The sequence below is a fragment of the Kribbella sp. NPDC056345 genome (genome assembly GCF_042262745.1).
Classification (GTDB): Bacteria; Actinomycetota; Actinomycetes; order Propionibacteriales; family Kribbellaceae; genus Kribbella.
The window spans coordinates 620,892-642,910 of the sequence record NZ_JBHJQQ010000001.1 but is presented as its reverse complement, the minus strand read 5'-3'; the positions used below and the strand labels follow the sequence as shown (position 1 = coordinate 642,910).

At 68.2% G+C, this 22,019-nt stretch carries 22 protein-coding genes; 9 read left to right on the top strand and 13 right to left on the bottom strand.

The window, feature by feature from the left end; all coding sequences use genetic code 11:
• Positions 1–4: 4 nt before the first annotated feature.
• Together ACFCV3_RS02930 and ACFCV3_RS02925 are read right to left on the bottom strand one after the other, a co-directional pair.
• Positions 5–985: a Gfo/Idh/MocA family protein gene (locus tag ACFCV3_RS02930; protein ID WP_376025548.1), complete on the bottom strand. Its 981-nt coding sequence runs from the start codon at positions 983–985 to the stop codon at positions 5–7.
• A 92-nt stretch (positions 986–1,077) separates the two neighbouring features.
• Positions 1,078–1,464, bottom strand: coding sequence for a VOC family protein (locus ACFCV3_RS02925; protein ID WP_376025546.1), 387 nt, complete (start codon positions 1,462–1,464; stop codon positions 1,078–1,080).
• 176 nt (positions 1,465–1,640) lie between these two features.
• On the opposite strand from ACFCV3_RS02925, the gene ACFCV3_RS02920 reads away from it, so the two are divergent.
• Positions 1,641–2,303 carry a hypothetical protein gene (locus ACFCV3_RS02920; RefSeq protein WP_376025544.1) on the top strand — a complete coding sequence of 221 codons (663 nt, stop codon included), beginning with the start codon at positions 1,641–1,643 and terminating at the stop codon, positions 2,301–2,303.
• Here the strand turns inward: ACFCV3_RS02920 and ACFCV3_RS02915 are convergent.
• From ACFCV3_RS02915 to ACFCV3_RS02905, 3 genes are read right to left on the bottom strand one after another with little or no spacing between them, the layout of a single operon-like run.
• Positions 2,300–3,244, bottom strand: a complete 945-nt coding sequence (locus ACFCV3_RS02915) for an alpha/beta hydrolase (RefSeq protein WP_376025542.1) — start codon at positions 3,242–3,244, stop codon at positions 2,300–2,302. The genes ACFCV3_RS02920 and ACFCV3_RS02915 overlap by 4 nt on opposite strands.
• Positions 3,241–3,762, bottom strand: a complete 522-nt coding sequence (locus ACFCV3_RS02910) for a DinB family protein (protein ID WP_376025540.1) — start codon at positions 3,760–3,762, stop codon at positions 3,241–3,243. The genes ACFCV3_RS02915 and ACFCV3_RS02910 overlap by 4 nt, the downstream gene beginning before the upstream one ends.
• A 53-nt stretch (positions 3,763–3,815) precedes the next feature.
• The gene (locus ACFCV3_RS02905; protein WP_376025538.1) at positions 3,816–4,517 is read right to left on the bottom strand and encodes a hypothetical protein; all 702 of its coding nucleotides are present in this window, start codon (positions 4,515–4,517) and stop codon (positions 3,816–3,818) included.
• 98 nt (positions 4,518–4,615) lie between these two features.
• Between ACFCV3_RS02905 and ACFCV3_RS02900 the strand changes: the two genes are divergently transcribed.
• On the top strand, positions 4,616–5,581 hold the full coding sequence (locus tag ACFCV3_RS02900; protein WP_376025536.1) for an alpha/beta hydrolase: 966 nt from the start codon (positions 4,616–4,618) through the stop codon (positions 5,579–5,581).
• Positions 5,582–5,596: 15 nt separating this feature from the next.
• Here ACFCV3_RS02900 and ACFCV3_RS02895 read toward each other — a convergent pair whose 3' ends face one another.
• Together ACFCV3_RS02895 and ACFCV3_RS02890 are read right to left on the bottom strand one after the other, a co-directional pair.
• Complete coding sequence (locus ACFCV3_RS02895; RefSeq protein WP_376025534.1) at positions 5,597–6,247, bottom strand: DUF1345 domain-containing protein; 651 nt, start codon at positions 6,245–6,247, stop codon at positions 5,597–5,599.
• Between the two features lie 43 nt (positions 6,248–6,290).
• Entirely contained in the window at positions 6,291–6,713 is a 423-nt protein-coding gene (locus ACFCV3_RS02890; RefSeq protein WP_376025532.1) for a MarR family winged helix-turn-helix transcriptional regulator, read from the bottom strand.
• Positions 6,714–6,852: 139 nt separating this feature from the next.
• On the opposite strand from ACFCV3_RS02890, the gene ACFCV3_RS02885 reads away from it, so the two are divergent.
• A complete protein-coding gene (locus tag ACFCV3_RS02885; protein WP_376025530.1) occupies positions 6,853–8,694 on the top strand; it encodes an ABC transporter ATP-binding protein in 1,842 nt (613 codons plus the stop codon).
• 14 nt (positions 8,695–8,708) lie between these two features.
• On the opposite strand, the gene ACFCV3_RS02880 is transcribed toward ACFCV3_RS02885, so the two are convergent.
• Complete coding sequence (locus tag ACFCV3_RS02880; protein WP_376025529.1) at positions 8,709–9,530, bottom strand: DeoR/GlpR family DNA-binding transcription regulator; 822 nt, start codon at positions 9,528–9,530, stop codon at positions 8,709–8,711.
• A gap of 214 nt (positions 9,531–9,744) precedes the next feature.
• Here ACFCV3_RS02880 and ACFCV3_RS02875 point away from each other — a divergent pair, with 214 nt between their 5' ends.
• Genes ACFCV3_RS02875 through ACFCV3_RS02850 form a run of 6 tightly spaced genes read left to right on the top strand, consistent with a single transcriptional unit; the run spans position 9,745 to position 16,220 of the window.
• Positions 9,745–10,782, top strand: a complete 1,038-nt coding sequence (locus tag ACFCV3_RS02875; RefSeq protein ID WP_376025528.1) for an autoinducer 2 ABC transporter substrate-binding protein — start codon at positions 9,745–9,747, stop codon at positions 10,780–10,782.
• A 54-nt stretch (positions 10,783–10,836) separates the two neighbouring features.
• A complete protein-coding gene (locus ACFCV3_RS02870) occupies positions 10,837–12,318 on the top strand; it encodes a sugar ABC transporter ATP-binding protein (RefSeq protein ID WP_376025526.1) in 1,482 nt (493 codons plus the stop codon).
• Entirely contained in the window at positions 12,315–13,325 is a 1,011-nt protein-coding gene (locus ACFCV3_RS02865) for an ABC transporter permease (RefSeq protein WP_376025524.1), read from the top strand. The genes ACFCV3_RS02870 and ACFCV3_RS02865 overlap by 4 nt, the downstream gene beginning before the upstream one ends.
• Complete coding sequence (locus ACFCV3_RS02860) at positions 13,318–14,313, top strand: ABC transporter permease (RefSeq protein ID WP_376025522.1); 996 nt, start codon at positions 13,318–13,320, stop codon at positions 14,311–14,313. Before ACFCV3_RS02865 ends, ACFCV3_RS02860 begins: the two co-directional genes overlap by 8 nt.
• The gene (locus ACFCV3_RS02855; protein WP_376025521.1) at positions 14,310–15,806 is read left to right on the top strand and encodes an FGGY-family carbohydrate kinase; all 1,497 of its coding nucleotides are present in this window, start codon (positions 14,310–14,312) and stop codon (positions 15,804–15,806) included. Before ACFCV3_RS02860 ends, ACFCV3_RS02855 begins: the two co-directional genes overlap by 4 nt.
• 3 nt (positions 15,807–15,809) lie before the next feature.
• Positions 15,810–16,220 carry a hypothetical protein gene (locus ACFCV3_RS02850; protein WP_376025519.1) on the top strand — a complete coding sequence of 137 codons (411 nt, stop codon included), beginning with the start codon at positions 15,810–15,812 and terminating at the stop codon, positions 16,218–16,220.
• 27 nt (positions 16,221–16,247) lie between these two features.
• On the opposite strand, the gene ACFCV3_RS02845 is transcribed toward ACFCV3_RS02850, so the two are convergent.
• The 5 genes from ACFCV3_RS02845 to ispH form a co-directional block, all read right to left on the bottom strand.
• The gene (locus ACFCV3_RS02845; RefSeq protein WP_376025517.1) at positions 16,248–16,439 is read right to left on the bottom strand and encodes an antitoxin; all 192 of its coding nucleotides are present in this window, start codon (positions 16,437–16,439) and stop codon (positions 16,248–16,250) included.
• 106 nt (positions 16,440–16,545) lie between these two features.
• Positions 16,546–19,065: a LuxR C-terminal-related transcriptional regulator gene (locus tag ACFCV3_RS02840; RefSeq protein WP_376025516.1), complete on the bottom strand. Its 2,520-nt coding sequence runs from the start codon at positions 19,063–19,065 to the stop codon at positions 16,546–16,548.
• Positions 19,062–20,321, bottom strand: coding sequence for a DUF6923 family protein (locus tag ACFCV3_RS02835; protein ID WP_376025514.1), 1,260 nt, complete (start codon positions 20,319–20,321; stop codon positions 19,062–19,064). Before ACFCV3_RS02835 ends, ACFCV3_RS02840 begins: the two co-directional genes overlap by 4 nt.
• Complete coding sequence (locus ACFCV3_RS02830; RefSeq protein ID WP_376025512.1) at positions 20,314–21,081, bottom strand: hypothetical protein; 768 nt, start codon at positions 21,079–21,081, stop codon at positions 20,314–20,316. The genes ACFCV3_RS02835 and ACFCV3_RS02830 overlap by 8 nt, the downstream gene beginning before the upstream one ends.
• Positions 21,078–22,016, bottom strand: a complete 939-nt coding sequence (gene ispH / locus ACFCV3_RS02825; RefSeq protein ID WP_376025511.1) for a 4-hydroxy-3-methylbut-2-enyl diphosphate reductase — start codon at positions 22,014–22,016, stop codon at positions 21,078–21,080. Before ispH ends, ACFCV3_RS02830 begins: the two co-directional genes overlap by 4 nt.
• Between the last annotated feature and the right edge of the window lie 3 nt (positions 22,017–22,019).

Below are 22,019 nucleotides of genomic sequence, written 5' to 3'. Positions count from 1 at the left end.
TCGGTCAGCTCGTCCAGGGCAGCGGGAGGTTGTCGCTCTCCGCCGATTGCTGGGCGAGCAGGGCGAGTCGCGTGACCAGCAGGCTGTGGCTGGTGGCGATCTCCGGTTCGTTGCCGGTGGCAAGTGCTTGCAGCGGGAGCTCGGCCGGGCGGTGGCCGGGCGGCAGCGGGACGTCGTACGGCGGCTTCTCGGTGGTGGTCAGGATCAGGCGGTGCCGGGCCCATTGGAGTTCGGCGGTGCCTTCGGTGCCGATGAGCTTCATCCGGTAGTCGCCGTGCAGGGGAGAGGCCGCGGGCGTGAGCCAGTCGACGCCCGCAGTGATGAGGACGCCGGGGCCGGTGAGCGTCGCGGTGCCGTAGCGGGGGAAGTCCGGTTCACCGGCGAGGGCGCCGCTGACGGTGCCAGTGGTGAGGCCGGTGAAGTAGAGGGCCGCGTCGATGTCGTGGACGGCGAGATCGTTGAGGAGACCGCCGTACCGGCTGCGATCGAAGAACCACTCCGGACGGGACGGGCGGTTGAGCTTGTGCGGGCCGGCCGAGACGACGCCATGGATCGTGCCCAGCTCGCCGGACCGTACGAGCTCGATGGCCGCGAGGGTCTCTGGGTAGTAGCGCTTCTCGAGCAGCAGGGCGACATGCCGGCTGTTGCGGTGCGCGGCTTCGGAGATCGCGGTCAGATCGGCGAGCGACGTACAGAGAGGTTTGTCGGACAGGACATGGGCGCCGGCGTCGAGGGCATCCACGACAGCACGGCCACGGTCGCCGTAGATCCCCGCCACCATCACAACATCCGGTCTGGTCTCCGCAAGCATCCGTTGGTGGTCGGTGAAGACCTGCGCGCGATAGGGAGCGGCATACCTCTCGGCGACAGCGCGGTCGGGGTCAGCCACGGCCACGAGCTCGAACTCGTCGTACCGGTCAACCTCAGCAGTCACGTACGCCGCATGCGGATGGGCGGCGCCGGCGATCGCAATCCGGATGGTCATGGTGAGGTATTCCAGCACGCAAGCGACAGCCACCGCCCAGCGGGTGCGAGCCGGCGCTCGCTGTGGTGAGCGTGGCGGAGTTGGTGCTGGGGTTATACGTCCTGTCCTTCGGGGGATGGAGGGCGTTGGCCGAGGATGAGGGTGTTGCCGTCGGGGTCCTGGGCTCGGGCTATGCGTTCGCCCCAGGGCTGGTCGGTCGGCTCCTCGAGGATGCGGGCGCCGGTCTGGCGGATTCGCGTGGTGATGGCGTCGCAGTCATCGACGTAGAACCAGAGGGCGATCGAACCGGCGGCGGGCTGGTGGTCGGGGTCGTGGCCGAGGCCGAGGGAGGCCTTGCCGACGTGGAGTCCGACGTAGCCGGGTGGGCCCTCGGGTGGGAAGCGGTAGTGCTCGGTCGCGCCGAGGGCGTCGGTGTAGAAGGCCAGTAGCCGGTCCAGGTCGGCGGTGGTCACGATCGGGAACACATCGTCGGCACTCATCAGGGTGTCCTCCTTCGCAGGTCGGTTACCTGAACCCGACGAACAGGCTGCGCCCGAATCGACAGCTGCCCACCATCACTTTCCGTCGGAGTTGTTGCGGCCTACTCTGAAAGTGGCGGTGCTGGGACGCTGGCCGGGATCGCTTGATCTCGGCCTGAATTGGGCACTGGAGCAACATGCAGGGGTACGTCGAGGTGCGGTATTCCCGGGTCTGGCGCGCGGCTGTGGGGGCGCTGGCCGGGATTGGTGTGCTGGCGGCGCTGGTGCTGGTGTCACCGGGGCCGAACTTGGCGACGTTCTTGCTCGCCGCCTTCATGGCCGGTTCAATTTCGATCAGTTTCGGGTTGTCCTGTGAGCGTCCGCCGGCCCAGGTGTTCCGGCAGGCGCCGCAGTGGGCGGCGCTCGCCGGTGTGAGTACGGTGGCGAGTCTCGGGTACGGCGTGGCCGCCGGATCCGAGGTGTTGCTCCTGATCCTGCTGGTCGCCGGGACGTCGCCGCCGGTCGCTGCCTGGCTCGGCTGGATCGATCCGACGCCGCAGACCAAGGTCAAAGCACCAGTCAAGCGGATCGTGGTGGAGCCGACCGACCTCGCGCTCCCCGAGCTGGAGCCGGCCGATCAGCTGAGCGAGCTGTCGGCATCCGAGCTGTGCCTGGCCTGGCGCCGCAGCTTCACCGAGCTGCAGCGATCCGAGCACTGGGCCGCGACGATCGACGTACGGCGCGCTTATCTGGACGAGCTCGAGCGCCGGTTCCCCGAGGAGTTCGCCGCGTGGATGGCGTCCGGGCCGCGCGCGGCCAGCGACCCGGGGCGCTTCTTCAACCACGGCGCCGACCGTTAGAACACCTCCCGCAAGTGCGCGCCGATCAGCTCGACAGCATGCCGGCCGGCCGAGAGGACGGCTGGGAAGTTGAGGAACGCGTGCATGGTGTCGGCGTACTCGACCAGTCTGACCGGTCCATCGAGACGCTGGGCATAGCGCCGGGCGTCGTCCCGGAGAGGATCGCGGCCGGCGGCGAGGATGAGGGCGGGCGGGAGTCCGGCGAGGGACTCAGCACGCAGCGGTACGGCGGGCGCCGGGAGTTCGCCGGTGGGGAAGTACTGGGCGGATGACCAGCGACCGGGGGCGATGCTGAGGAAGGTCCCGTTGAACAGCCGGTACGACTCGGTGTCCTGATCGTGGTCGAGACTGGGGTAGCAGAGGATCTGATGGTCGGGGAGCGGACTGCCGTTGTCCCGGGCAACGAGACACGCTCCGGCAGCGAGCGCGGCACCGGCGCTCTGACCACCGACCGCGATCCGGCCGTCGCCGTTCAGGTCGACGCTGTGTTCGCGGATCCAGCTCAGGGTCTCGACGGCGTCGTCAAGCCCAGCTGGGTAAGGGTTCTCCGGTGCCAGTCGATAGTTGAGGGAGACAACAACAACGTTGCCGGCAGCAGCGATCCCGGAGGTCGCGTACTCGATGTCGCGGAGGTGACCGCCGATGAATCCGCCGCCGTGCAGCCAGAGAACCACCGGCGCCGGTCTGGTGGTGTGAACCGGTTGATACACGCGCGCCTCGAGTGCGCGTCCCGGCAGGTCGATCCGGAGATCGCGCGGGTTCGTCCGCGGATCGACGGTGCCGGCCAGCTCGGGGTCCGGGAGCTCCAAGCGATCCTTCAGCAGAGCCTCGTAGGGATCGAGCTCAGGACCGGCCGGCTCGTTGGCCAAGCGGTTGAGCAGAGCCTGGGTCTCACCGGCGAAGACCAGGCTGTCGATGCTCTCGGCAACTAGCGTGTTCATGCGGCCTTCAGGTGACGCGCCGCGTGCCCGAAGACCCCGTGTCCTGGCGGAGTCGACACGTACTCGGTCAGCGCCCCGATCCCACCGTCGTACCCGCCGCCCGTTGCCGGATCGTTCCACGCAGCGTCGTCGTACTGCTCGATCTCGGCCAGCAGCGCAGCGCCGACGCTGCGGTAGCGATGCAAGGTCAACTGCGGCGGGAGGTGCCGACCGGCCTCGACACCGCCGACATTCAGCGCGCTGCCGATCTCGGGGGTCTCCCAACGCGGATCCAGACTCCAGTGCAGTCGCCTGTTCCGGGCGTCGCACAGGACGGCGAGGGTGATCTCGTCCCACATCAGCACATGGCCGACGAGGTCGTGCAACGAGTCGCAGAAGTGGCCGAGCGGTCCCGCGCTCAGCTGGTACGGCGCTCGCAGTTCGTCCTCGGTCAGCCCGTCGACCGCAGCCAGCAGCAGGCCTTGGTCCTCCCGCAACAACTGGGCCGCCTCGGCGGGTGATGTCTTCGCAATACGCATGCCCTGACCAAACCACCGCTTCTGCCGCGGACCCCGTCGATTGAGCGAACCGCTCAATCGGTCAGGCCGAGATCGGTGAGGATCTCGATCACCGGCCGGTTGGGCGGGGCTGCGGTGGTGAGGCCACGGATGCAGGCGGTCATCACCATCAGGAAGTAGTCGTCGCTGGAGATGGCCGGCAGTTCCGCGTGGACGGGTGCGAGGACCTCGTCGGTCGCGAGCAGCGCGTAGACCTTCTCGAGTTCCCGTTGCTGCGGGCCGCCGTCGTGGTACGGGCGGTGCCGCTCCTCGGCGGCGGTCAGGTTGATGGCGAGGGAGGCGACCGTTCCCGACAACATCACCGCGCCGGCAGCGCCGTACCCACGTCGTCCGAGCGCCTCGACCGCCTCGCGCTGGAGCCGCAACCCGGAAGCACCGCGCGGGAACAGAGTCTGCATGTACGCCGCCAGTCCGGGCCGGTCGAGGACGAAGACGCGGATCTGCTGGGCGAACGACAACAGGTGGGCGTCCAGATCGTCGGCCGGGTCGTCGACGATGTGCAGTGCGGCGAGGACCGCCTCGCCGACGACCGACTCCAGGCCGAACTTGCCGTCGACATGGCGGTACAGCGCGGCCGGGGTGACACCGAGCGCGCCGGCGACGCCGTTCACGGTGAGGTTCGCGAGGCCGAGGCGCAGCCCTTCGCGCTCGATGTCCGTGAGCCCGATCTGGGCCTGCCGGCCACCGGTCTTGCGCCGGGGCGAAGTCCCTGTCACAACCCTCCTCCGAGTCTGCTGACCCCTAAGTTATGGTACTAACTTAGATCTGCACCGTGACCTACGGTGACTGTTCCTACTCTCCCCAGGAGATCATGGTGAGTGAGCACCGCCCCACCCGGAGAACTCTGCTCAAGGCCGCCGGCGGACTGACCGTCGCGACCGGCCTCGGCGCCGGAACCATTCTGGCTACCTCCGCCGCGGCCAGCGCCGCCGACTTGCATGTCGTCGACAGCAACCAGTCGGATCCGCGGATGTGGTACTACCGCTTCCAGACCGCCGAGATCGGCTGGCAGCCCGCGGTGAACGTGCTGCTGCCCGATGGCTATCACAACAGTGGTGGCCGGCGTTATCCCGTTCTCTACCTGCTGCACGGGGGTCTGCAGGACTTCATCACCTTCGACGCCGCCGGGGTCCGCGCCTGGACCGCGGGGAAGCCGGTCATCGTCGTGATGCCGGACGGCGGGAAGGCCGGCTGGTACTCCAACCCGGTCACCACCAACGTCGGCCCACGCAACTGGGAGAGCTTCCACATCAACCAGCTGATCCCGTGGATCGACGCCAACTTCCGCACGTACGCCGAGTTCGCCGGGCGCGCGGTCTCCGGGTTCTCGATGGGTGGCTTCGGAGCGCTCAAGTACACCGCCAAGTACTTCGGTCACTTCGCCTCCGTCAGCTCACATTCCGGCCCCGCCAGCGTCCGCCGCGACAACGGCCTGGTCGTCCACTGGGCCAACGCCTCGTCGGCGACCGTCGACCTCAACGGCGGCACCGTGTACGGCGTCCCGTGGGACGAGCATCGAGTCACCATGGACAACCCGATGCAGAACATCGAACGCTACCGTGGCAAACGCATCTTCCTGGTCGCCGGAACCTCTCCCGGTCCCGACCCCTTCAACTACGCCAACGAGACCCAGGTCCTGGCCGGTCAGCGCGAGTTCCGCGCCGCCCTCCACCAGGCCGGCATCCACTTCACGGCGTACGAGGACGGCGGCGGCCACGAGATCCGTGCCAACCGCATGATCGAAGACATCGACGGCATCATCAACCACCTGCGGAGCTGACCGCGCCAGGGGCCTTCACTTCCCGGTGAAGGCCCCGATCGCGATACCTAGCACGGCGGCGTTGTAGAAGAACGACAGCACCGAATGCCAGATCACCGCATGCCGGACCCGCCGGTTGGTGACCTCGACATCGGACGTCGCGAACGTCGCCCCGATCGTGAATGCGAAGTACGCGAAGTCGAGGAAGTTCGGCGTACCGGTTCCCGGGAACGCGATGCCGTGGCCGGTGCTGAAGTAGATGTTCGCGTAGTGCATGGCATACCCGACATGCAGAATCAGCCAAGCCAGTACGACGGTCGTCGCGGCCAGCAAGCGGACGATCCAGAGATCCCACTGGGTGCCGTCGTCGTCCCTGTCTACCGCCACGATCAGCAGCCCGCTCGACAGTCCGGCGGCACTGGCTATGAGCAATGCCCCGTAGCGCAGTCGCATCAACCGTGCCGACAGCAACCAGGCTGGTGTCCCCTCGGTGTCGGCCGCGGCACGACCGCGCCGCATGATCCACACCTGCCGGGCCAGAAAGGCGAGCGCCAGGACGTCCCAGACCATCAGGGACGGGATTGTCCAGGTGACCAGGAAGTTCTCGACCCACAGCACTGGCAGCAGCACGATTCCGGCCGCCGCGAGTAGCACTCGCGTGACGCCGTCCAGCAGAGCGCTTAGCACGCTCGGATGTTATCGATCGCCGTACCCGACCTCAGGGAGGCTGTCAGTCGTCGGCGAGGCGGTTCAGTAGGCCTAGGAGGGTGGACTGTTCGGCTGGGGTGAGGCGGTCGAGGAGGGTGACCATCGCGTCGCGGCGGGTGCGGCGGAACTTGGTGAGCAGGTCGGTGCCGGCCGGGGTGAGGGCGACCAGGGTGGCGCGGCGGTCGTGTGGGTCGGGCTGGCGGGCGAGGAGGCCGCCGGCCTCGAGGTCGTCGACGACCGAGGTGGCCGAGCGGGGGACGATGCCGAGCTGGGTGGCGAGCTCGCTCAGGCGGAGTGGACGGTCGGCCTGGTCGAGTGTGCGCAGGACGCGGAAGCGGCCGTGGGTGAGGCCTTCGACCTCGGCCTTCGCGGCACGTCGCTGCCTCCGCACGATGCCGTCCAGCTGGGCGGCGATCTGTTCCGCGGTGTCGTCGGACGCATTCACGGGGGTGAGCCTATCGGGGAGAGGTCTTGTGAGTTTGCCTCATAGTGAGTTAACCTCAGCATATCTGATCCTGAACCGAAAGGCCTCGATGTCACAGATCTCCGGAATGCCGGGTGCAGGAGGCGGCGGTGGACGGGCGATGCGCTCACTGCTGAAGGACTCCTCCGTCCGGCACCACAAACTCTCCGCGGGCACCCTGCGCCGCATCGCCGGTTTCGCCGTTCCCTATCGCGGCTACCTGGCCGCCTTCCTCGTCCTCGTCGCGATCGACGCCAGCGCCGGCGCGGCCACCCCGCTGCTGTACCGCGCGATCATCGACCGCGGCATCGTGCCCAAGGACACCGCACTCGTCATCTGGCTCGCGCTCGTCGTGGCTCTGCTCGCGATCGTCAGCGGTGCCGTCACGCTGGCCCAGCGCTGGTTCTCCGCGCGGATCGGCGAGGGGCTCGTCTACGACCTGCGCACCTCCGTGTTCGACCACGTGCAGCAGATGCCGATCGCCTTCTTCAGCCGCACCCAGACCGGTGCGCTGATCCAGCGTCTGAACGGGGACGTCCTCGGCGCGCAGCAAGCCTTCACCTCAACCCTGTCGAACGTCGTCAGCAACGTCCTCAGCGTCACCTTGGTACTCGCCGCGATGTTCGTGATGTCGTGGCAGATCACCCTGCTCGCGCTGGTCCTGCTGCCGCTCTTCATTCTCCCGGCCCGGTTGATGGCCGGTCGGTTGCGCGAGGCAACGGCCGAGACGTACCGGCTGAACGCGACCATGGCACAGACCATGACCGAGCGCTTCAACGTCGCCGGCGCGATGCTGGCCAAGATCTTCGGTCGCAGCCAGGAGTCGTCCAAGGACTTCGCCGACAAGGCCGCCCGCGTGCGCGACATCGGCGTCACGACGTCCATGTACGCCGGGATCTTCCGCGTCTCGCTCACTCTGGTCGCGGCGCTCGCCGTGGCACTCGTGTACGGCGTCGGCGGCGTCTTCGCCGTACAGGGTGCTCTTGGGATCGGGACGGTCGTTGCGCTCACCGCCTACCTGGCCAGGCTCTACGGCCCGCTGACCGCGCTCTCCAATGTCCAGGTCGACATCATGACCACGCTGGTCAGCTTCGAGCGGGTGCTCGAAGTCCTCGACCTGCCACCGATGGTTGCCGACCGCAAGGATGCGAAGGAGCTCCCGCCCGACGTCGAGCCGTCGATCGAATTCGACCAGGTCCGCTTCCACTACCCGTCCGCGGCCGAGGTCTCACTCGCCTCGCTCGAGTCGGTGGCGACGCTGTCGGCCGAGACCGGTGAAGAGGTGCTCAAGGGTGTCAGCTTCTCGGTCCGCCCCGGCGAGATGGTGGCCGTCGTCGGCCCATCCGGTGCCGGCAAGACCACCCTCGCTTCGCTCGTCTCCCGCATGTACGACGTCACCGGCGGCGCGATCCTGGTCGGCGGGCACGACGTCCGCGAGGTGTCCCAACGCTCACTGCATGACGTGATCGGTGTCGTCACCCAGGACTCGCACATGTACCACGACACGATCCGCTCCAACCTGCTCCTCGCCCGCCCCGACGCAACCGACGCCGAGCTGCACGACGCGCTCGCCGCGGCCCAGATCGCGACCATGATCGACAGCCTCCCGGACGGCCTCGACACCGTCGTCGGCGACCGCGGCTACCGCTTGTCCGGTGGCGAACGCCAGCGTCTCGCCATTGCCCGCCTACTCCTGAAGTCCCCGTCGATCGTCATCCTCGACGAGGCCACGGCTCACCTCGACTCCGAGTCCGAGGCCGCCGTACAAGCCGCCCTGGCCAACGCCCTCGTCGGCCGGACCTCCCTGGTAATCGCCCATCGCCTGTCCACAATCCGCAACGCCGACCAGATCCTCGTCCTCGACAACGGCCAAATCCGCGAACACGGCACCCACGAAGAGCTCCTAGCCGCCGCCGGCCTGTACGCCGAACTCCACACAACCCAGTTCGCCACCTCCGCCTAAGGAGCCCGGACCGGCTACAGGCGGCGGGGTGGGTGGTAGGTCGGGGGTTGTTCGGTGCGCCAGTCGTCGGTGGGGTCGAGGGAGGCTCGGACTATGCGGCCGGCGAAGGCGGGGAGTTCGGCGTCGGTGAGGCGGTCGTCGGTGATGACCAGGTCCAGCTCGGAGGCTTCGGCGATGAAGCCGACGCAGCGGGCGCCGAAGGCTTGGGAGCGGGCCAGGCCTACGCGGCGGTCGCCGGCGGAGAGCAGGGCTCTGGCGGTGGAGACGTGCCAGGCGTGGGAGGTGGTGATACCGGCGAAGGGGTGGATGCCGTCGACCTCGAGGAAGACCCAGTCGGCTTGCTGGGCGGCGAGGAACTCGGCGGTGGCGGCGCCGGAGACGACGGTGGAGCCGGGGGCGTCGCGGAGTTCGCCGCCGGCGATGACGACGCGGATGTTGGGCTGCCGGCTGAGGCGCTCGGCTGACTGGAGGTCGGTGGTGACGACGGTCAGGTCCTCGACGTCGAGCAGGGTGCTGACCAGGCGGTCGATGCAGATGCCGGCGCCGAGGGCGATCCGGTCGCCGTTGCGGACCATCCGGCGGGCGGTGTGCGCGATGGCGTCGACGCCGCTGTCGGGGGTGGTGGCGAAGGCGACCGGCGGACTGTCGGCGGTACGGCGGCGGACGCCACCGTGGAGGCGTTCGACCAGGTCGTCGGCGACGAGTCCTTGCAGGTCCCGGCGGATCGTCGAGACGTCCACGTCGAGCCGGTTGGCCAGATCCTTGACCTCGACGTACTCGCGACCCTCGACCTCACGGAGGATCGCGCGCTGGCGCGTATTCAGCCGTAACCGCATCCGTCACCTTCCTCACGCCGTGGTGCTCGACTGTAAACCATCGGTCACCGGCCCGGTAAGGTTCTAACTGCCCGAAATCGGGTCGTCACTCACCATTGACATAGACCGGAACCAGCCGCCAGAGTGAGGCACGCTGCACGAATTCGTGCAGCGATTCGTGCGGAAACGTGCGAAAACAAGCGCTGGTTTGCCGATCGCGCCAGAGGAGTTTTGCATGAAGAAGCGGTCACTGCTAGTGCCCGGCGTTGTACTGATTGCAATGCTGGCCGGATGCGGAACGGTAGACCAGGGAAAGACGGCGCCGCCCGCCGGAAACCCCTCCTCCTCATCCAGTGCGGGCGGCGCCTACATCAATGTGGTCAAGCTGACCGGCATTGCGTGGTTCGACCGGATGAACCAGGGCGTCAAGCAGTTCGCGACCACCGCCAACGTGACCGCGACCCAGACCGGACCGTCGACCAACAGCCCCGAGCAGCAGGTCAGCCTGATCCAGGGCCTGATCGCACAGAAGCCGGCGGCGCTGGCGATCGTGCCGTCGGACCCCGGATCGGTGATCCCGGTGATCAAGCAGGCGCGGGCGGCCGGGATCAAGGTCGTCACCCACGAGGCGCCGGCCCTGACCGACGTCGACGCGGATATCGAGGCGTTCGACAACGCGACGTACGGCCAGACGATCATGGGCGACCTGGCGGCCTGCATGAAGGGCAGCGGCGAGTACGTCCAGTTCGTCGGCACGCTGACCGCCGCGACGCACATGGCCTGGGCGACCGCGGGCTACGAGTTGCAGCAGCAGAAGTTCCCCGGCATGAAGCGGGTCAGTACGCCGGTCGAGTCGAACAACAACGGCGACCAGGCGTACCGCAAGGCCAAGGAGCTGCTCCAGGCGCACCCGAAGCTGGCCGGCTTCCAGGGTGGGTCGTCGGAGGATGTCCCCGGGATCGCCCGCGCGATCAAGGAGGCCGGGCTGCAGAACGACACCTGCGTGTTCGGCACCGGCGTACCGTCGCAGACCAAGGCGTTCGTCGACGACGGCTCGATCGACGCCATCTACCTGTGGGACCCGCAGCTGGCCGGCGAGGCGATGCTGAGCGCCGCCAAGCTGATCGTCGAGGGCAAGCCGCTCGCCGAAGGGACGAACCTGGGGGTGAAGGGTTATGAAAAGCTCACGGTCTCGCCGCAGAACCCCAAGGTGTTCCTCGGGAACGCGCAGCTGAAGCTGACCAAGGCCGACGTCGGCAACTACGACTTCTGAGGCAACTACGACTTCTGAGGTAACGAAGCATCCACGACTTCTGAACGGGCACAGATGTCAGCACCCATCGTCGAGGCGGTCGGCGTCTCCAAGCGCTTCGGAGGCGTCCAGGCGCTGACGGACGTCAGCGTGGCGTTCGGCCCCGGCGAGGTGCACTGCATCGTGGGGGAGAACGGCTGCGGCAAGTCCACGCTGCTGAAGGTGATCAGCGGCGCGTACCGGCCGACCTCGGGTCAGGTGATCGTGGAGGGTACGGCGTACGACCACCTCACGCCGCGGCAGGCGCTGTCGGCCGGGATCGAGGTCATCTACCAGGACTTCAGCCTGATGCCGAATCTGACCGCGGCCGAGAACATCGCCCTGCCCGGCTCGGTAGCCGGCGGCCGGCGTCTCTATTCCCGTACGGCGGCCCGCGCTCTGGCGGAGCGGGCCGTCGTACGGCTCGGGGTGGAGATCGAGCTGGACATCCCGGTCGGCGAGCTGACCGTGGCGGAGCGGCAGCTGACCGCGATCGCGCGGGCGCTCGCGCACGAGGCGAAGTTCATCGCGATGGACGAACCGACGACCGCACTGACCTGGAAGGAGGTGGACGCGCTGTTCGCGGCGGTCGGCCGGCTGAAGCAGGCCGGGGTCGCGCTGGCGTTCATCTCGCACAAGATGCAGGAGATCTTCTCGATCGCCGAGCGCGTCACGGTCCTGCGCAACGGTGCGGTCGTGACGAGTGGCCGGCCGGACGAGTTCACCCACGCATCGCTGGCCGAGACGATGACCGGACGCGGCAGCCAGAGCTTCGACCGGGTCGCACCCCGGAACAAGGGCCGCGCCCCGGCGCTCAAGGTGACCGGTCTCGGCCGGGCGCCGCTGTTCGCGGATGTGGATCTGGAGGTCGGTCAGGGCGAGATCGTCGGCCTGGCCGGATTGCTCGGTTCCGGGCGGACCGAGATCGCCGAGGCGATCTGTGGCGTGAAGCCCGCCCAGACCGGCACGATCGAGGTGCTCGGCAGGCCGACCCCGATCAACGCCCTCGCCGATGCGGTCGCCGCCGGGATCGGGTACGTACCCGAGGATCGGTTGACCCAAGGTCTGTTCCTCGACCAGCCCATCGGCGACAACATCGTCGCGACCCATCTCCCGGCCCGGCGCGGCTTCCTCAGCTCGCAAGCGATCGAACGGCGGAAGGCGCGGGTGGTCCGCGATCTGCGGATCAAGCTCGGCAAGCTGACCGACCCGGTCCGCTCGCTGTCCGGTGGTAACGCGCAGCGGGTACTGCTCGGCAAGTGGCTGGTCGGCGAACCGAAGGTGCTGATCCTGAACGGTCCGACCGTCGGTGTCGATGTCGGCAGCAAGTTCGACATCCTCGGCGAACTGAATGCCCAGTCCCTGCAGGGCCTCGGCGTCCTGATCATCAGCGACGACGTCCCCGAGCTGATCTCGATGTGCCACCGCGTGCTCGTCGTGCGCAGCGGCCGGATCGTCCGCGAGCTCAGCGGCGACCAGTTGCGCGAAGACACCGTGGTCGCGGCGGTGACCGCGTGAGACGAGTGATGGCGAACCAGGAGCTCCTCCTGGTCGGGTTGATGGTGCTCCTGATCCTCGGGGTCAGCCTGAAGTTCCCGGACTTCTTCGGCCTGCAGACCCTCTTCAACGTGCTCACCGCCTCGATGGTCGGGATGCTGTTCGCGGTCGGCGTGATGCTGGTCCTGGTCTCCGGCGGGATCGACGTCTCGTTCCTTGCCGTCGGCATCCTTTCCGCCTACGCCACGATCAAGTACGGCCCGCAGGGCGGCAGTGCCGTGGTGATCTTCGCGATCAGTACGGCGATCGGCCTCGGACTCGGCCTGATCAACGCGGCCGTGGTGATCGTGGCCCGGACGTCGGTGCTGATCGCGACCTTGGCGACCAGCTCGATCTACCTCGGGGCGATGTTCGCCTTCGTCGGCGGTGAGGTGATCTCGACCCTGCCGCAACCGTTGCAGACGCTCGGTACGACGCACCTGATCACCGTGAAGGGGGAGGTCCGCGGGATCACCAGCCTGAACGTGCTGATCCTGCTCGTGCTCGTGGTGTGCGTGCTGGTGTGGGCGTTCCTGCACTTCACGATCGCCGGGCGCAGTGTCTTCGCGGTCGGCGGTGACGCGGAGGCGGCCTCAAGAGCGGCGATCTCGGTGCCACGCACGCGCGTGCTGGTGTTCGCGATCGCCGGTGCGGTCGCTGGGCTCGCCGGGATCGTCTCGGTCACGCTGAGCGGACGGGCCGACCCGACCACCTTCATGGGCCGCGAGCTCGACACCCTGGCCGCGGTGGTTCTTGGCGGCGTTGCAATCGCCGGAGGTAAAGGCACCGTCCGCGGCGCTGTGCTCGGCGTACTGCTGATCTCACTCGTGACCGCATCGCTCGTTCCGCTCGGCATCCCGACGATCTGGCAGCGCGCGGCGGTCGGCGCACTGCTGATCGGCGGCATCCTCCTGCAGACCGCGATCAGCCGCCGGCAACGGATCCGGCCGATCCTGGATGCACCGGCGCCGGAGGTGACCAATGCCTGAGCGCCTCCGCAGGGTGCTGCTCACCATGGGAACCCGGGCCAGCTTCATCCGGCTGCTGGTGGTCGCGGTCGCGATCGTCGTCGTGTTCGGCATCCTGAACCCCACGGTCTTCCTCAGCGGCCAGAACCTCCAGTACGTCGAACTGGCGTCACCCGAGGTGGCGATCCTGAGCCTGGCCATGGCGTTGACCATGCTGACCGCCGGAATCGACCTGTCCGTGGTATCGATCGCGAACCTGTCCGGCGTCGTCGCCGCGCTGATCATGACGAACGGCCATCAGCCGCCCGGTCTGGCGATGCTGGCCGCGGTCGGCGTCGCACTGGCCTGTGGAGCAGTCAACGGCCTGCTCGTCGGCTACAAACACGTCCCGCCGATCCTGGCCACGCTTGCGACCGGACAGCTGTTCTCAGGACTCGCGTTGGTCGCGTCGAGCGGGACTGTGATCAAGGGACTCCCGGACTCGTTCACCCGAATCGCCTTGCTCACGGTGGCCGGCGTACCGCTGATCTTCTGGGTGATGCTGATGGCCGCGGTGGTCGTCGGGACCGTGGTCGCGAAGACCCCGCTGGGGTTCCGGATGCGGTTGGTCGGCGCGAATCCGACCGCCGCCGACTTCAGTGGTATCCGTCGGGCCCGCGTGCTGCTGGCGACGTACGTGATGAGCGGTGCACTCGGTGGGGTGGCCGGTCTGATCATCTCCGCGCGAGCCGGTGGCGCGAACTCGGACTACGGCTCGTCCTACGTGCTGCTGGCCGTCGTGATCGCCGTACTGGCCGGAGTGGATCCGGAAGGCGGTTACCTGACTGTCGCCGGTGTGGTGATCGCAGCGATCGCGATGCAGCTCCTCGGCGCCGGCCTGCTGTCCCTCAGTGTCAGCTCGCATGTGGTGAACATCTGCCAAGGCTTGTTGCTGGTAACCATGGTCTTGCTGAACACCTGGGGAACAGCCTTGTCCGGCTTCCGCCCACGCCGGAGAGTGACCGCATGAGTCACGTGATCGGCGTCGACATCGGCACGGGCAGCACCAAGGGTGTGCTGACCACGACCGATGGCGTTGTGGTGGCGATCGCGCGGCGCGATCATGCGCCGACGTTTCCGCAGCCGGGGTGGGCGGAGATGGATGCCGAGCGGGACTGGTGGGGTGATGTCGTCGAGGTGCTGCGTGAGCTCACCGCAGCAAACCCCGACACCAGGATTGCTGCCGTCTGCATCTCCGGCCTCGGGCCCTGCGTCGTACAGACCGATGACCATCTCAAACCGCGCCGCAAAGCCATCCTGTACGGCGTCGACACCCGCGCGACGGTGGAGATTGACGAGATCACCGAGCGGCTCGGTGCGGAGGCGATCCTGGCTCGTTGTGGCAAGGACCTGTCCAGCCAGGCGATCGGCCCGAAGCTGGCCTGGCTTCGGCGTGAGGCGGATTCCGAGTGGCGACCGGATGACCGGTGGTTCAGCGCGCACACGTACGTTGTCGCGCAACTGACCGGTGAGTGGGTGCTCGACCACCACACTGCCAGCCAGTGCGACCCTTTCTACGACATCCAGAAGCAACAGTGGGCCACCGACTGGGTTGAGGAAGTGCTGCCTGGCCTGGCCTTGCCGCGATTGGTGTGGCCGGCCGAGCAGGTTGGCATCGTGCATGAAGCAGCCGCTGCCGCGACCGGTCTGGCCAAGGGCACACCGGTCGTCGCAGGCACGGTCGATGCCTGGGCCGAGGCCTTCAGCGTCGGCGTCCGGAAGCCGGGCGACCTGATGCTGATGTACGGCTCAACGATGTTCTTCGTCCAGGTACTGGCCGCACCGACCAGCGTGCGCGGGCTCTGGACCACCTCCGGCGTCGAGCGGGCCTCACACACCTTGGCCGCCGGTATGGCGACCTCCGGGATCATCACCACCTGGTTGCAGGATCTGACCGGGGGAGTGCCGTTCGAGACGTTGGTGACCGAGGCCGCAGCGGTGCCGGCCGGCAGTGAGGGCCTGGTGATGCTCCCGTACTTCAGCGGTGAACGCACCCCGATCTACGACCCGCTGGCGCGCGGTGTGATCGCCGGACTGACCCTGCGCCACGGACGCGGCCATCTGCTGCGTGCGACGTACGAAGGCATTGCCTGTGGTGTCCGCCAGATCGTGGCCGAGTTCGAGGCCGCGGCCGGTCAACCGGCGCGCGTTGTCGCGGTCGGCGGTGGCACCCAAGGCGGACTGTGGACGCAGATCGTCAGCGACATCAGTGGCCTCGAGCAACAAGTACCAGCGCAGACCATCGGCGCCCCGTACGGCGACGCGCTGCTGGCCGCGATCGGAGTCGGACTGGTTGCCCCGGACACCGACTGGGCGGAGCTCGATCACACCGTCCGCCCGGACCCGGCGACCGCCTCCACCTACGAGACATTGTTCCGCACGTACGCCGAGCTGTACCCAGCAACGCGGCGGCAGGTGCACCGGCTTGCCCGGTCGGTGCAATCACCGGACGGGGGTGAGTAGACCATGATGATCAGCCGGCCGATGCCGCTCGCTCTGGGCTACGTGCACAGGCGATGCTCGCTACGCCACTTCGAGATCGGGATGGAGCAACAGCTGCTCGCCGAGGCCGCGCGAGCTCAGGGACACACGCTCGGGACCGTGCACGTCGACGACGCGCTGACCGATCCGGACGGCTTCGCCGTACTACTGGAGGCCGCGTCGACCGAGGAGCACGTCTCGGCCGTGATCGTGCTGAACCTCGACCTGCTCGGCGATCCGGACGACCCGTACTCGAAATACAGCCGCCTGAACCAGCGCGGGATCCTGGTGCTCGCGGCCGACCGTCCCGTCGTACCGCCCGAGCCCCAGTCGGTCCCCGGCATCCCGGTGATCCAAGGCTGCAACCCCAAGCGCCGCCGCTCCCGCGTCAATTAAGGCGGGAGCGAGCGGCCGCTCGGAAGGTCAGGCGTTGTCGTCCTGGTTGCCGCCGAGGTTGCCGAGGCGGTCCTTGGCGAACTCCTGGCCCTGGTCGATCTTGTCCGCGTGCTCGCCGCCGGTCTTCTCGTCGGCGAAGTCACCGGCCTTCTCGATACCCTCGTCCACCTTGTCGCCGTGCTCGCCGAGGGCGTCCTTGGCCTTGTCGAAAATACCCATCGTCTTTCCCCGTTCCTGTCGATGGTTCGTGGACCTTGCGCCCCCGCCATTACCCGTTTCCGCAGATCTAACACCCTCCGGCCCTGATATGTCCGGACATGGGGGCTCAGAGCAACGGTCCCAGGCTGCTGCGGCGGGCCACCCCGAGCTTGCGGAAGGTGCTCGTGATGTGGTCCTCGATGGTGCTGACCGAGAGCTCGAGCTGGACGGCGATCTCACGGTTGGTGAGGCCCTGCGCGGCCAGGCGGGCCACCTCGAGCTCCCGCGGGGACAGCTTGTTGTTGTAGCCGCGCCGCCCCCGCTTCCGTGGAGCCGCGAAACCCGCCGCCCGCAAGGCATCCCGGCACCGCTCACCGTCACCGCGCGCGCCCAGAGCGTCGTATTTGCGAGACGTCGTAGTCAGGTGCTCGGCGTCCCCTTGGCTCAGCAGGTAGTGCCCGAGCTGCTCACGCGCCAGACACTCGTAGTATCGCCAGCCCAGAGCGCCGTACTGCGCCGCTGCCTGACCGAAGGCAGCAACTGACGGCCGTACGACGGCATCGACCAGCGCGGCCGCTGCAGCAGCCGCGGGAGCGTTCACATCCCCGACCGACTCGGCGAACTCGTCGGCCAAGCGCGTCGCCTCCTCGACCCGATCCGCCCGCATCAGCGTCGTACAGACCTGAATCACCAGGTCCCCGGAGACCGCCCACAACCCCTTCCGCCGAACGATGTCCAGGCACTGCTCGAAACCCGCATCGGGGCACGCGGCAACGGCCGCAGCATGCAGTGGCCACGGTCCGAGCGAGGTCCGGGCGATCACGGTCTCGAGCATCTCCTTGCCCTCAGCAACATTGCCCCGAGCCAGCCGATGCCGTCCGTCGATCAGGTCCAGCTCCGCCAGCACCAGTGGCAGACCAGCGGCGGCAGCCCTTGCTCGCGTCAACCGTTCCTCGAGAGTCGCCCAATCGGCCGCCGCGAACGCGACCCGCACCTGTGCGGCCGCGACCACCGCCCGCGAGTACCGATCCGTGTTCACATTCGCAAACGTCTGCCGCTGACCGAGCCAGGCACGCGCCGCGGCCGCCTCGGCACCAGGTGCCGGATCCAACTCACCCGTGGCAAGGCGGAAACGAGCCTCGTTCGTCCGTACGGCGTACCGGGTCACCCCGTCGACCGTCTCCTGCACGAGCGATCGGGCCTGGCGCAACCAGACCCGCTGCTGGGCGATCGGCTCACCACCATGGGTCGGAACCGCCAGCACCGACAGCGCCCAAGCGATCGACCCGGGATCACCATCCAGCTCCGGCACCGCCGCACACAGCTCCCGCCGACCCGACCGGATGTCACCGGCCCGGTCGTGCAGCAACAGCCCGAGCATCAACCGCAGCCGGCCCCGCGTCACCCCGGCAACCTCGGACTCGGCCAGCACCTCACTCAGTACGGCGATGACGTCGCCCCACCGCGCGTTGTCGGCCAGCGCCGTCCGCCCGAGTTTCGTGGCCAGCCGGGCCCGATCCGTCCACGGTAAGGCGGTCACCTCCAGCATCGCGGTGAGCTGGTCGGCCCCGGCCATGAGGTTGCCGCTGGCCACTGAATGGTCGGCGGCCAGCTCGGCGTGGGTCAGCCAAGTGCCGAGCAGGCCACCCCTCCGGGCATGCTCGGCGATCCGTGCGTGCGGTGGTGGCGTGATCCCCATCAACGCCCTGGCTGCCTGCCGATGCAGCCGCCGCAACTCGTCCGGCGGCAGCATCGCCAGCACGGCACGCCGAGCCAGCGTGTGCCGGTGGTCGTAGAGTCCGGGGCGCCGCTCGTGCAGCAGTCCGGTCGTCAGCGCGTGGTCGATCGCGGCCGTCAAGGTCGGACCGGTCAACCCGGCCACGGTGCCGAGCAGGTGCTCCGGAGCAGCAGTCGTCAACACCGCAGCAGCCCGAACGACATGTCGACATGACTCCGGTACTTCGCGCATCCGGATTCCCAACGACGCCCGCAACGCCACCGGCGGGGCCGTCTCGACGAGGGCCCGTCGCACCTCGTTCTCCACCGAGGAACCAGGTTTGATGGTGCGCAGAAACTCCAGCACGGCAAAGGGAAGTCCGCCACTATGTCGGGTGAGTTCTTCGGCCAAGGTCGGTGACAGTTGGTGCCCACCCAGCTGATGAGCAGCCACCGCCTGAACCTCGTCGGCGTCGAGCGGACCGAGCCGGATCTCGGTCAGCCGTTCGGCGAGGAAGCCCGCCTCGATGGCCTCCGGCCGGCACGTCACGACCAGGTGCACACCCTTCGGTATTCGGGCGGCGACGAACCGCACCAGCCGTAAGGTCTCCGGGTCGGCCCACTGCAGGTCCTCCACCGCGATCACGATCGGACCGAGCTGCGCCAGTCCGCGCAGGACGGCACCGCGCCGATCGGGTTCCGCCGGGTCGACACCGAGAACCTCGAGCAGTGCAGCGAGTGACGACGTACCGGCCAGGCATTGGGTGATGAACCACGGCACCGAATGCCGGGAGGCCACCTGGCGCAGCAGATGCGTCTTGCCTACTCCGGATTCGCCGACCACCAGGATGAGTCCGGAGTCGTTGCTCAAGGCATCGTGCAGTACGCCGAGTTCGTGCTCGCGCCGGGCTTCGACGCAGGGCGCGTTCACGAGCGCCGCATTCTGCGCACGGCCGCCAAGGACGCCCCGCCGAACATGATCAGGATCATGGTCGCCAGCGACCAGCGCCGCAGTACCTGAACTGTGCGGTCTGCCTCCGGCGGCCGGGCTGCTGCCTGTTGAGCCGCGACGAACTCCTTCTCGTCCGCCGGAATCGGCGGGCGCGGTGTCGGCGTTGGGGTCGGAGTCGGCGTCGGGCTCGGTGGTGGCGCAACCACCTGCGGATCAAAGGTCGGCGTCGGCGTAGGTGTGCGAGCAGGCGTTGGGGTCGGTCGCGGCGGCACCGGGTCGGCGGGTCTCGTAGCCTCACGCGTAGGGGTGGGCCGCGGTGCCGGCGGCGTGGGCGTCAGCGTCGGCCGAGGGGTCGGCCGAGGTGTCGGCGGACGAGGTGTCGGCGTCGGTGTAGTCGGCGGCGGCGCGACGCGCGGCAGACAGCCCGCGGCCTCGCTGAACGCCACCGGCTGCCAGGACGCGATCTCCCGCGACGACCCGTCGAAACCGATCCGGAACGCCCGGCTCGGCCGCCCGTGCCCGGTGTGAACGGCGTACACCCCCGACGCCCCCACCACCACCGAGCTGTACGAGTGATACCGAGGGATCCCTGGCACCGACGCGACGGTCCGCACCGAGCCACTCGCCGGGTCCAGGCTCACCAGCTTCGCGGTGCCCCCGGCCGTCGAGATGCCGTACAGCTTGCCGCTCACCGGCGACGCCCCGAAGTCGTCCATCGACAGCCCCAGGCTCACAGGTTTCAATCGCACATCACTCACCACCTTCCGGTACGTCGGACTCCCCGGATCGATGTCGATCGTGAAGAGCCGATGTACATCCCGCACGTAGAACTTCGTCCCGGAGACCGCGCCCCCGACCGGATCGGCGAGGCCCCCGATACCTCGCCGTACCTCACCCAGATCGGTGACCGTTCCCCGGCTGCTGATCTTCAGCAACCGCGGCCGGTGGAGCAGCCAGCCGTGGTTGTCCCTGGTCGCGACGCCGTAGACAAGCTCCTGTCTGGTCGAGTACCCAGCTGCCTGGATCTGATAGTCGAGCCGGCCGAGATCGGTCGAGGTCCCGCCGGGCAGGTCGACCCGGACCAGGCGGGACATCGACGTGAGCCGGGTGGACCGGAAGTCGAGGATCGAGCACTCGGGGGTCGCCGCCTCGGAGGGTGTGGCGACCAGAACAACACCGGCCGCGGTGAGCGCGACCACCGCTGAGCAGGCGAGTGCTCGACGGGCCTCACCCACTGTCGCCCAAGCGGGAGAGTGCGGACAGGAACGCTTCCGGGCCGATGTCCGCACCACCGCTGAACGGGTTCTGCAGCTGGTAGATCGCGAACAGCAGCAACCCGATCGCGCCGGCCAGCATCGACACGATGAACGCGTACGAGTACAGCCCCGGGCCGCCGAACATGAACATCAGCGCGACCGACATCAGGCTGCCGATCATGATCGCGAACCAGACCACGGCACTGACGCCGCTGCCACTGGAGTTCAGCCGTTCCTGCCGCGCCTGGTACACGTTCCAGACCTGACCGGCCGCCTGGACCCGGCTCTCCTCCTGCCGCTGGGTGGTCGTCTTCGCCTGCTCCAGCGTGCGTTGCAGCTCGGACAGCAGCGTCCAGCCCTGGGCGCCGACGTCGCGACCCTCCCGCATCGCCGGCCACTCGCGCTCGGCGACCTCGGTCGCGTACTCCTTGGTCAGCTCCTCGACCTTGGAACGCGTGGGCTCGGCCAGCGTGTTCCCGGACCAGCTCACCGCGACCAGCGCGTTCGCCTCGTTGTACGTCGTCTCGGACGCGGTGTCCATACCGTCGAACAACGAGATCAGGACGAACGCCGCGATCACCACGTTGACTCCACCGACGATGGTGAAGACCTGTCCGGCGACCTCGTTGTTGGCCTCCCGGCCCTCGCGCTGCCGGGCCTTGCGCAGCACGACGGCCAGGGCGCCGGTGACGATCATGATGCCGCCGACCCACAGCACACCGCTCACGAACAGACTCATGCTTGCCTCACTGCCGGGGGTAACGTGAACCGGACGGTCTCCCGGGTCACTTCGTGCTCGATCACCTCGACCGGACCCCAGGACGCGATCCGCTCGATCACCTCGTTCACCAGCTCCGGCGGTGCCGAGGCCCCCGCCGTCAGCCCGACCACCTGCACGCCGTCGAACCACGACACCGGTACGTCGTCCGCCCGGTCCACCAGGTACGCCGTCGTGCCGTTCCGCTCGGCCAACTCGACCAGGCGCACCGAGTTCGACGAGTTGGCAGACCCGACCACGAGCACGAGATCGGCCTGCTCGGCGATGACGCTCAGCGCGGACTGCCGGTTGGTGGTGGCGTAACAGATGTCGGCCGTGTCCGGACCCCGGGCGCCGGGGAACTTGTTGCGCAGGGCATCAATCAGGGCGGTGGTCTCGTCCACGGCCAGCGTGGTCTGGGTCAGGTAGGAGACCCGGTCCGGATCGTCGACCTCCAGGGCCTCGACATCCGCGAGGGTTTCCACCAGCACGGTCTGCTCAGGCGCTTCCCCGAGCGTGCCCTCCACCTCCTCGTGACCGGCGTGCCCGATCAGGACCACGGTGTCCCCGCGGGCGGCGTACCGGCGGGCTTCGACGTGCACCTTGGTGACGAGTGGACAGGTGGCGTCGACGACGTCGAGTCCGCGCTGCGCGGCGTCCCGGTGGACGACCGGCGCAACCCCGTGGGCGGAGAAGACGACAGTGGCACCCTCCGGCACCTCGTCGAGTTCGTCGACGAAGATCGCCCCCCTCATGCGAAGGTCGTCGACGACCCTGGTGTTGTGGACGATCTGCTTGCGGACATAGATGGGCCCCGAGCGGGCCGCGAGCAGTCGTTCGACGATGTCGACCGCCCGCTCCACCCCGGCGCAGAACGACCGGGGTGAGGCGAGCAGGATGGTTCTTCGTGTCGTCATCGG

Bases quoted from the DNA above. Each gene is read 5' to 3' on its own strand.
- ACFCV3_RS02885 (WP_376025530.1), top strand. From the start codon at position 6,853: ATGCGCTCACTGCTGAAGGACTCCTCCGTCCGGCACCACAAACTCTCC.
- ispH (WP_376025511.1), bottom strand. From the start codon at position 22,016: ATGACGACACGAAGAACCATCCTGCTCGCCTCACCCCGGTCGTTCTGC.
- ACFCV3_RS02925 (WP_376025546.1), bottom strand. From the start codon at position 1,464: ATGAGTGCCGACGATGTGTTCCCGATCGTGACCACCGCCGACCTGGAC.
- ACFCV3_RS02860 (WP_376025522.1), top strand. From the start codon at position 13,318: ATGCCTGAGCGCCTCCGCAGGGTGCTGCTCACCATGGGAACCCGGGCC.
- ACFCV3_RS02875 (WP_376025528.1), top strand. From the start codon at position 9,745: ATGAAGAAGCGGTCACTGCTAGTGCCCGGCGTTGTACTGATTGCAATG.
- ACFCV3_RS02920 (WP_376025544.1), top strand. From the start codon at position 1,641: ATGCAGGGGTACGTCGAGGTGCGGTATTCCCGGGTCTGGCGCGCGGCT.
- ACFCV3_RS02915 (WP_376025542.1), bottom strand. From the start codon at position 3,244: ATGAACACGCTAGTTGCCGAGAGCATCGACAGCCTGGTCTTCGCCGGT.
- ACFCV3_RS02870 (WP_376025526.1), top strand. From the start codon at position 10,837: ATGTCAGCACCCATCGTCGAGGCGGTCGGCGTCTCCAAGCGCTTCGGA.
- ACFCV3_RS02910 (WP_376025540.1), bottom strand. From the start codon at position 3,762: ATGCGTATTGCGAAGACATCACCCGCCGAGGCGGCCCAGTTGTTGCGG.
- ACFCV3_RS02855 (WP_376025521.1), top strand. From the start codon at position 14,310: ATGAGTCACGTGATCGGCGTCGACATCGGCACGGGCAGCACCAAGGGT.
- ACFCV3_RS02880 (WP_376025529.1), bottom strand. From the start codon at position 9,530: ATGCGGTTACGGCTGAATACGCGCCAGCGCGCGATCCTCCGTGAGGTC.
- ACFCV3_RS02850 (WP_376025519.1), top strand. From the start codon at position 15,810: ATGATGATCAGCCGGCCGATGCCGCTCGCTCTGGGCTACGTGCACAGG.
- ACFCV3_RS02830 (WP_376025512.1), bottom strand. From the start codon at position 21,081: ATGAGTCTGTTCGTGAGCGGTGTGCTGTGGGTCGGCGGCATCATGATC.
- ACFCV3_RS02930 (WP_376025548.1), bottom strand. From the start codon at position 985: ATGACCATCCGGATTGCGATCGCCGGCGCCGCCCATCCGCATGCGGCG.
- ACFCV3_RS02845 (WP_376025517.1), bottom strand. From the start codon at position 16,439: ATGGGTATTTTCGACAAGGCCAAGGACGCCCTCGGCGAGCACGGCGAC.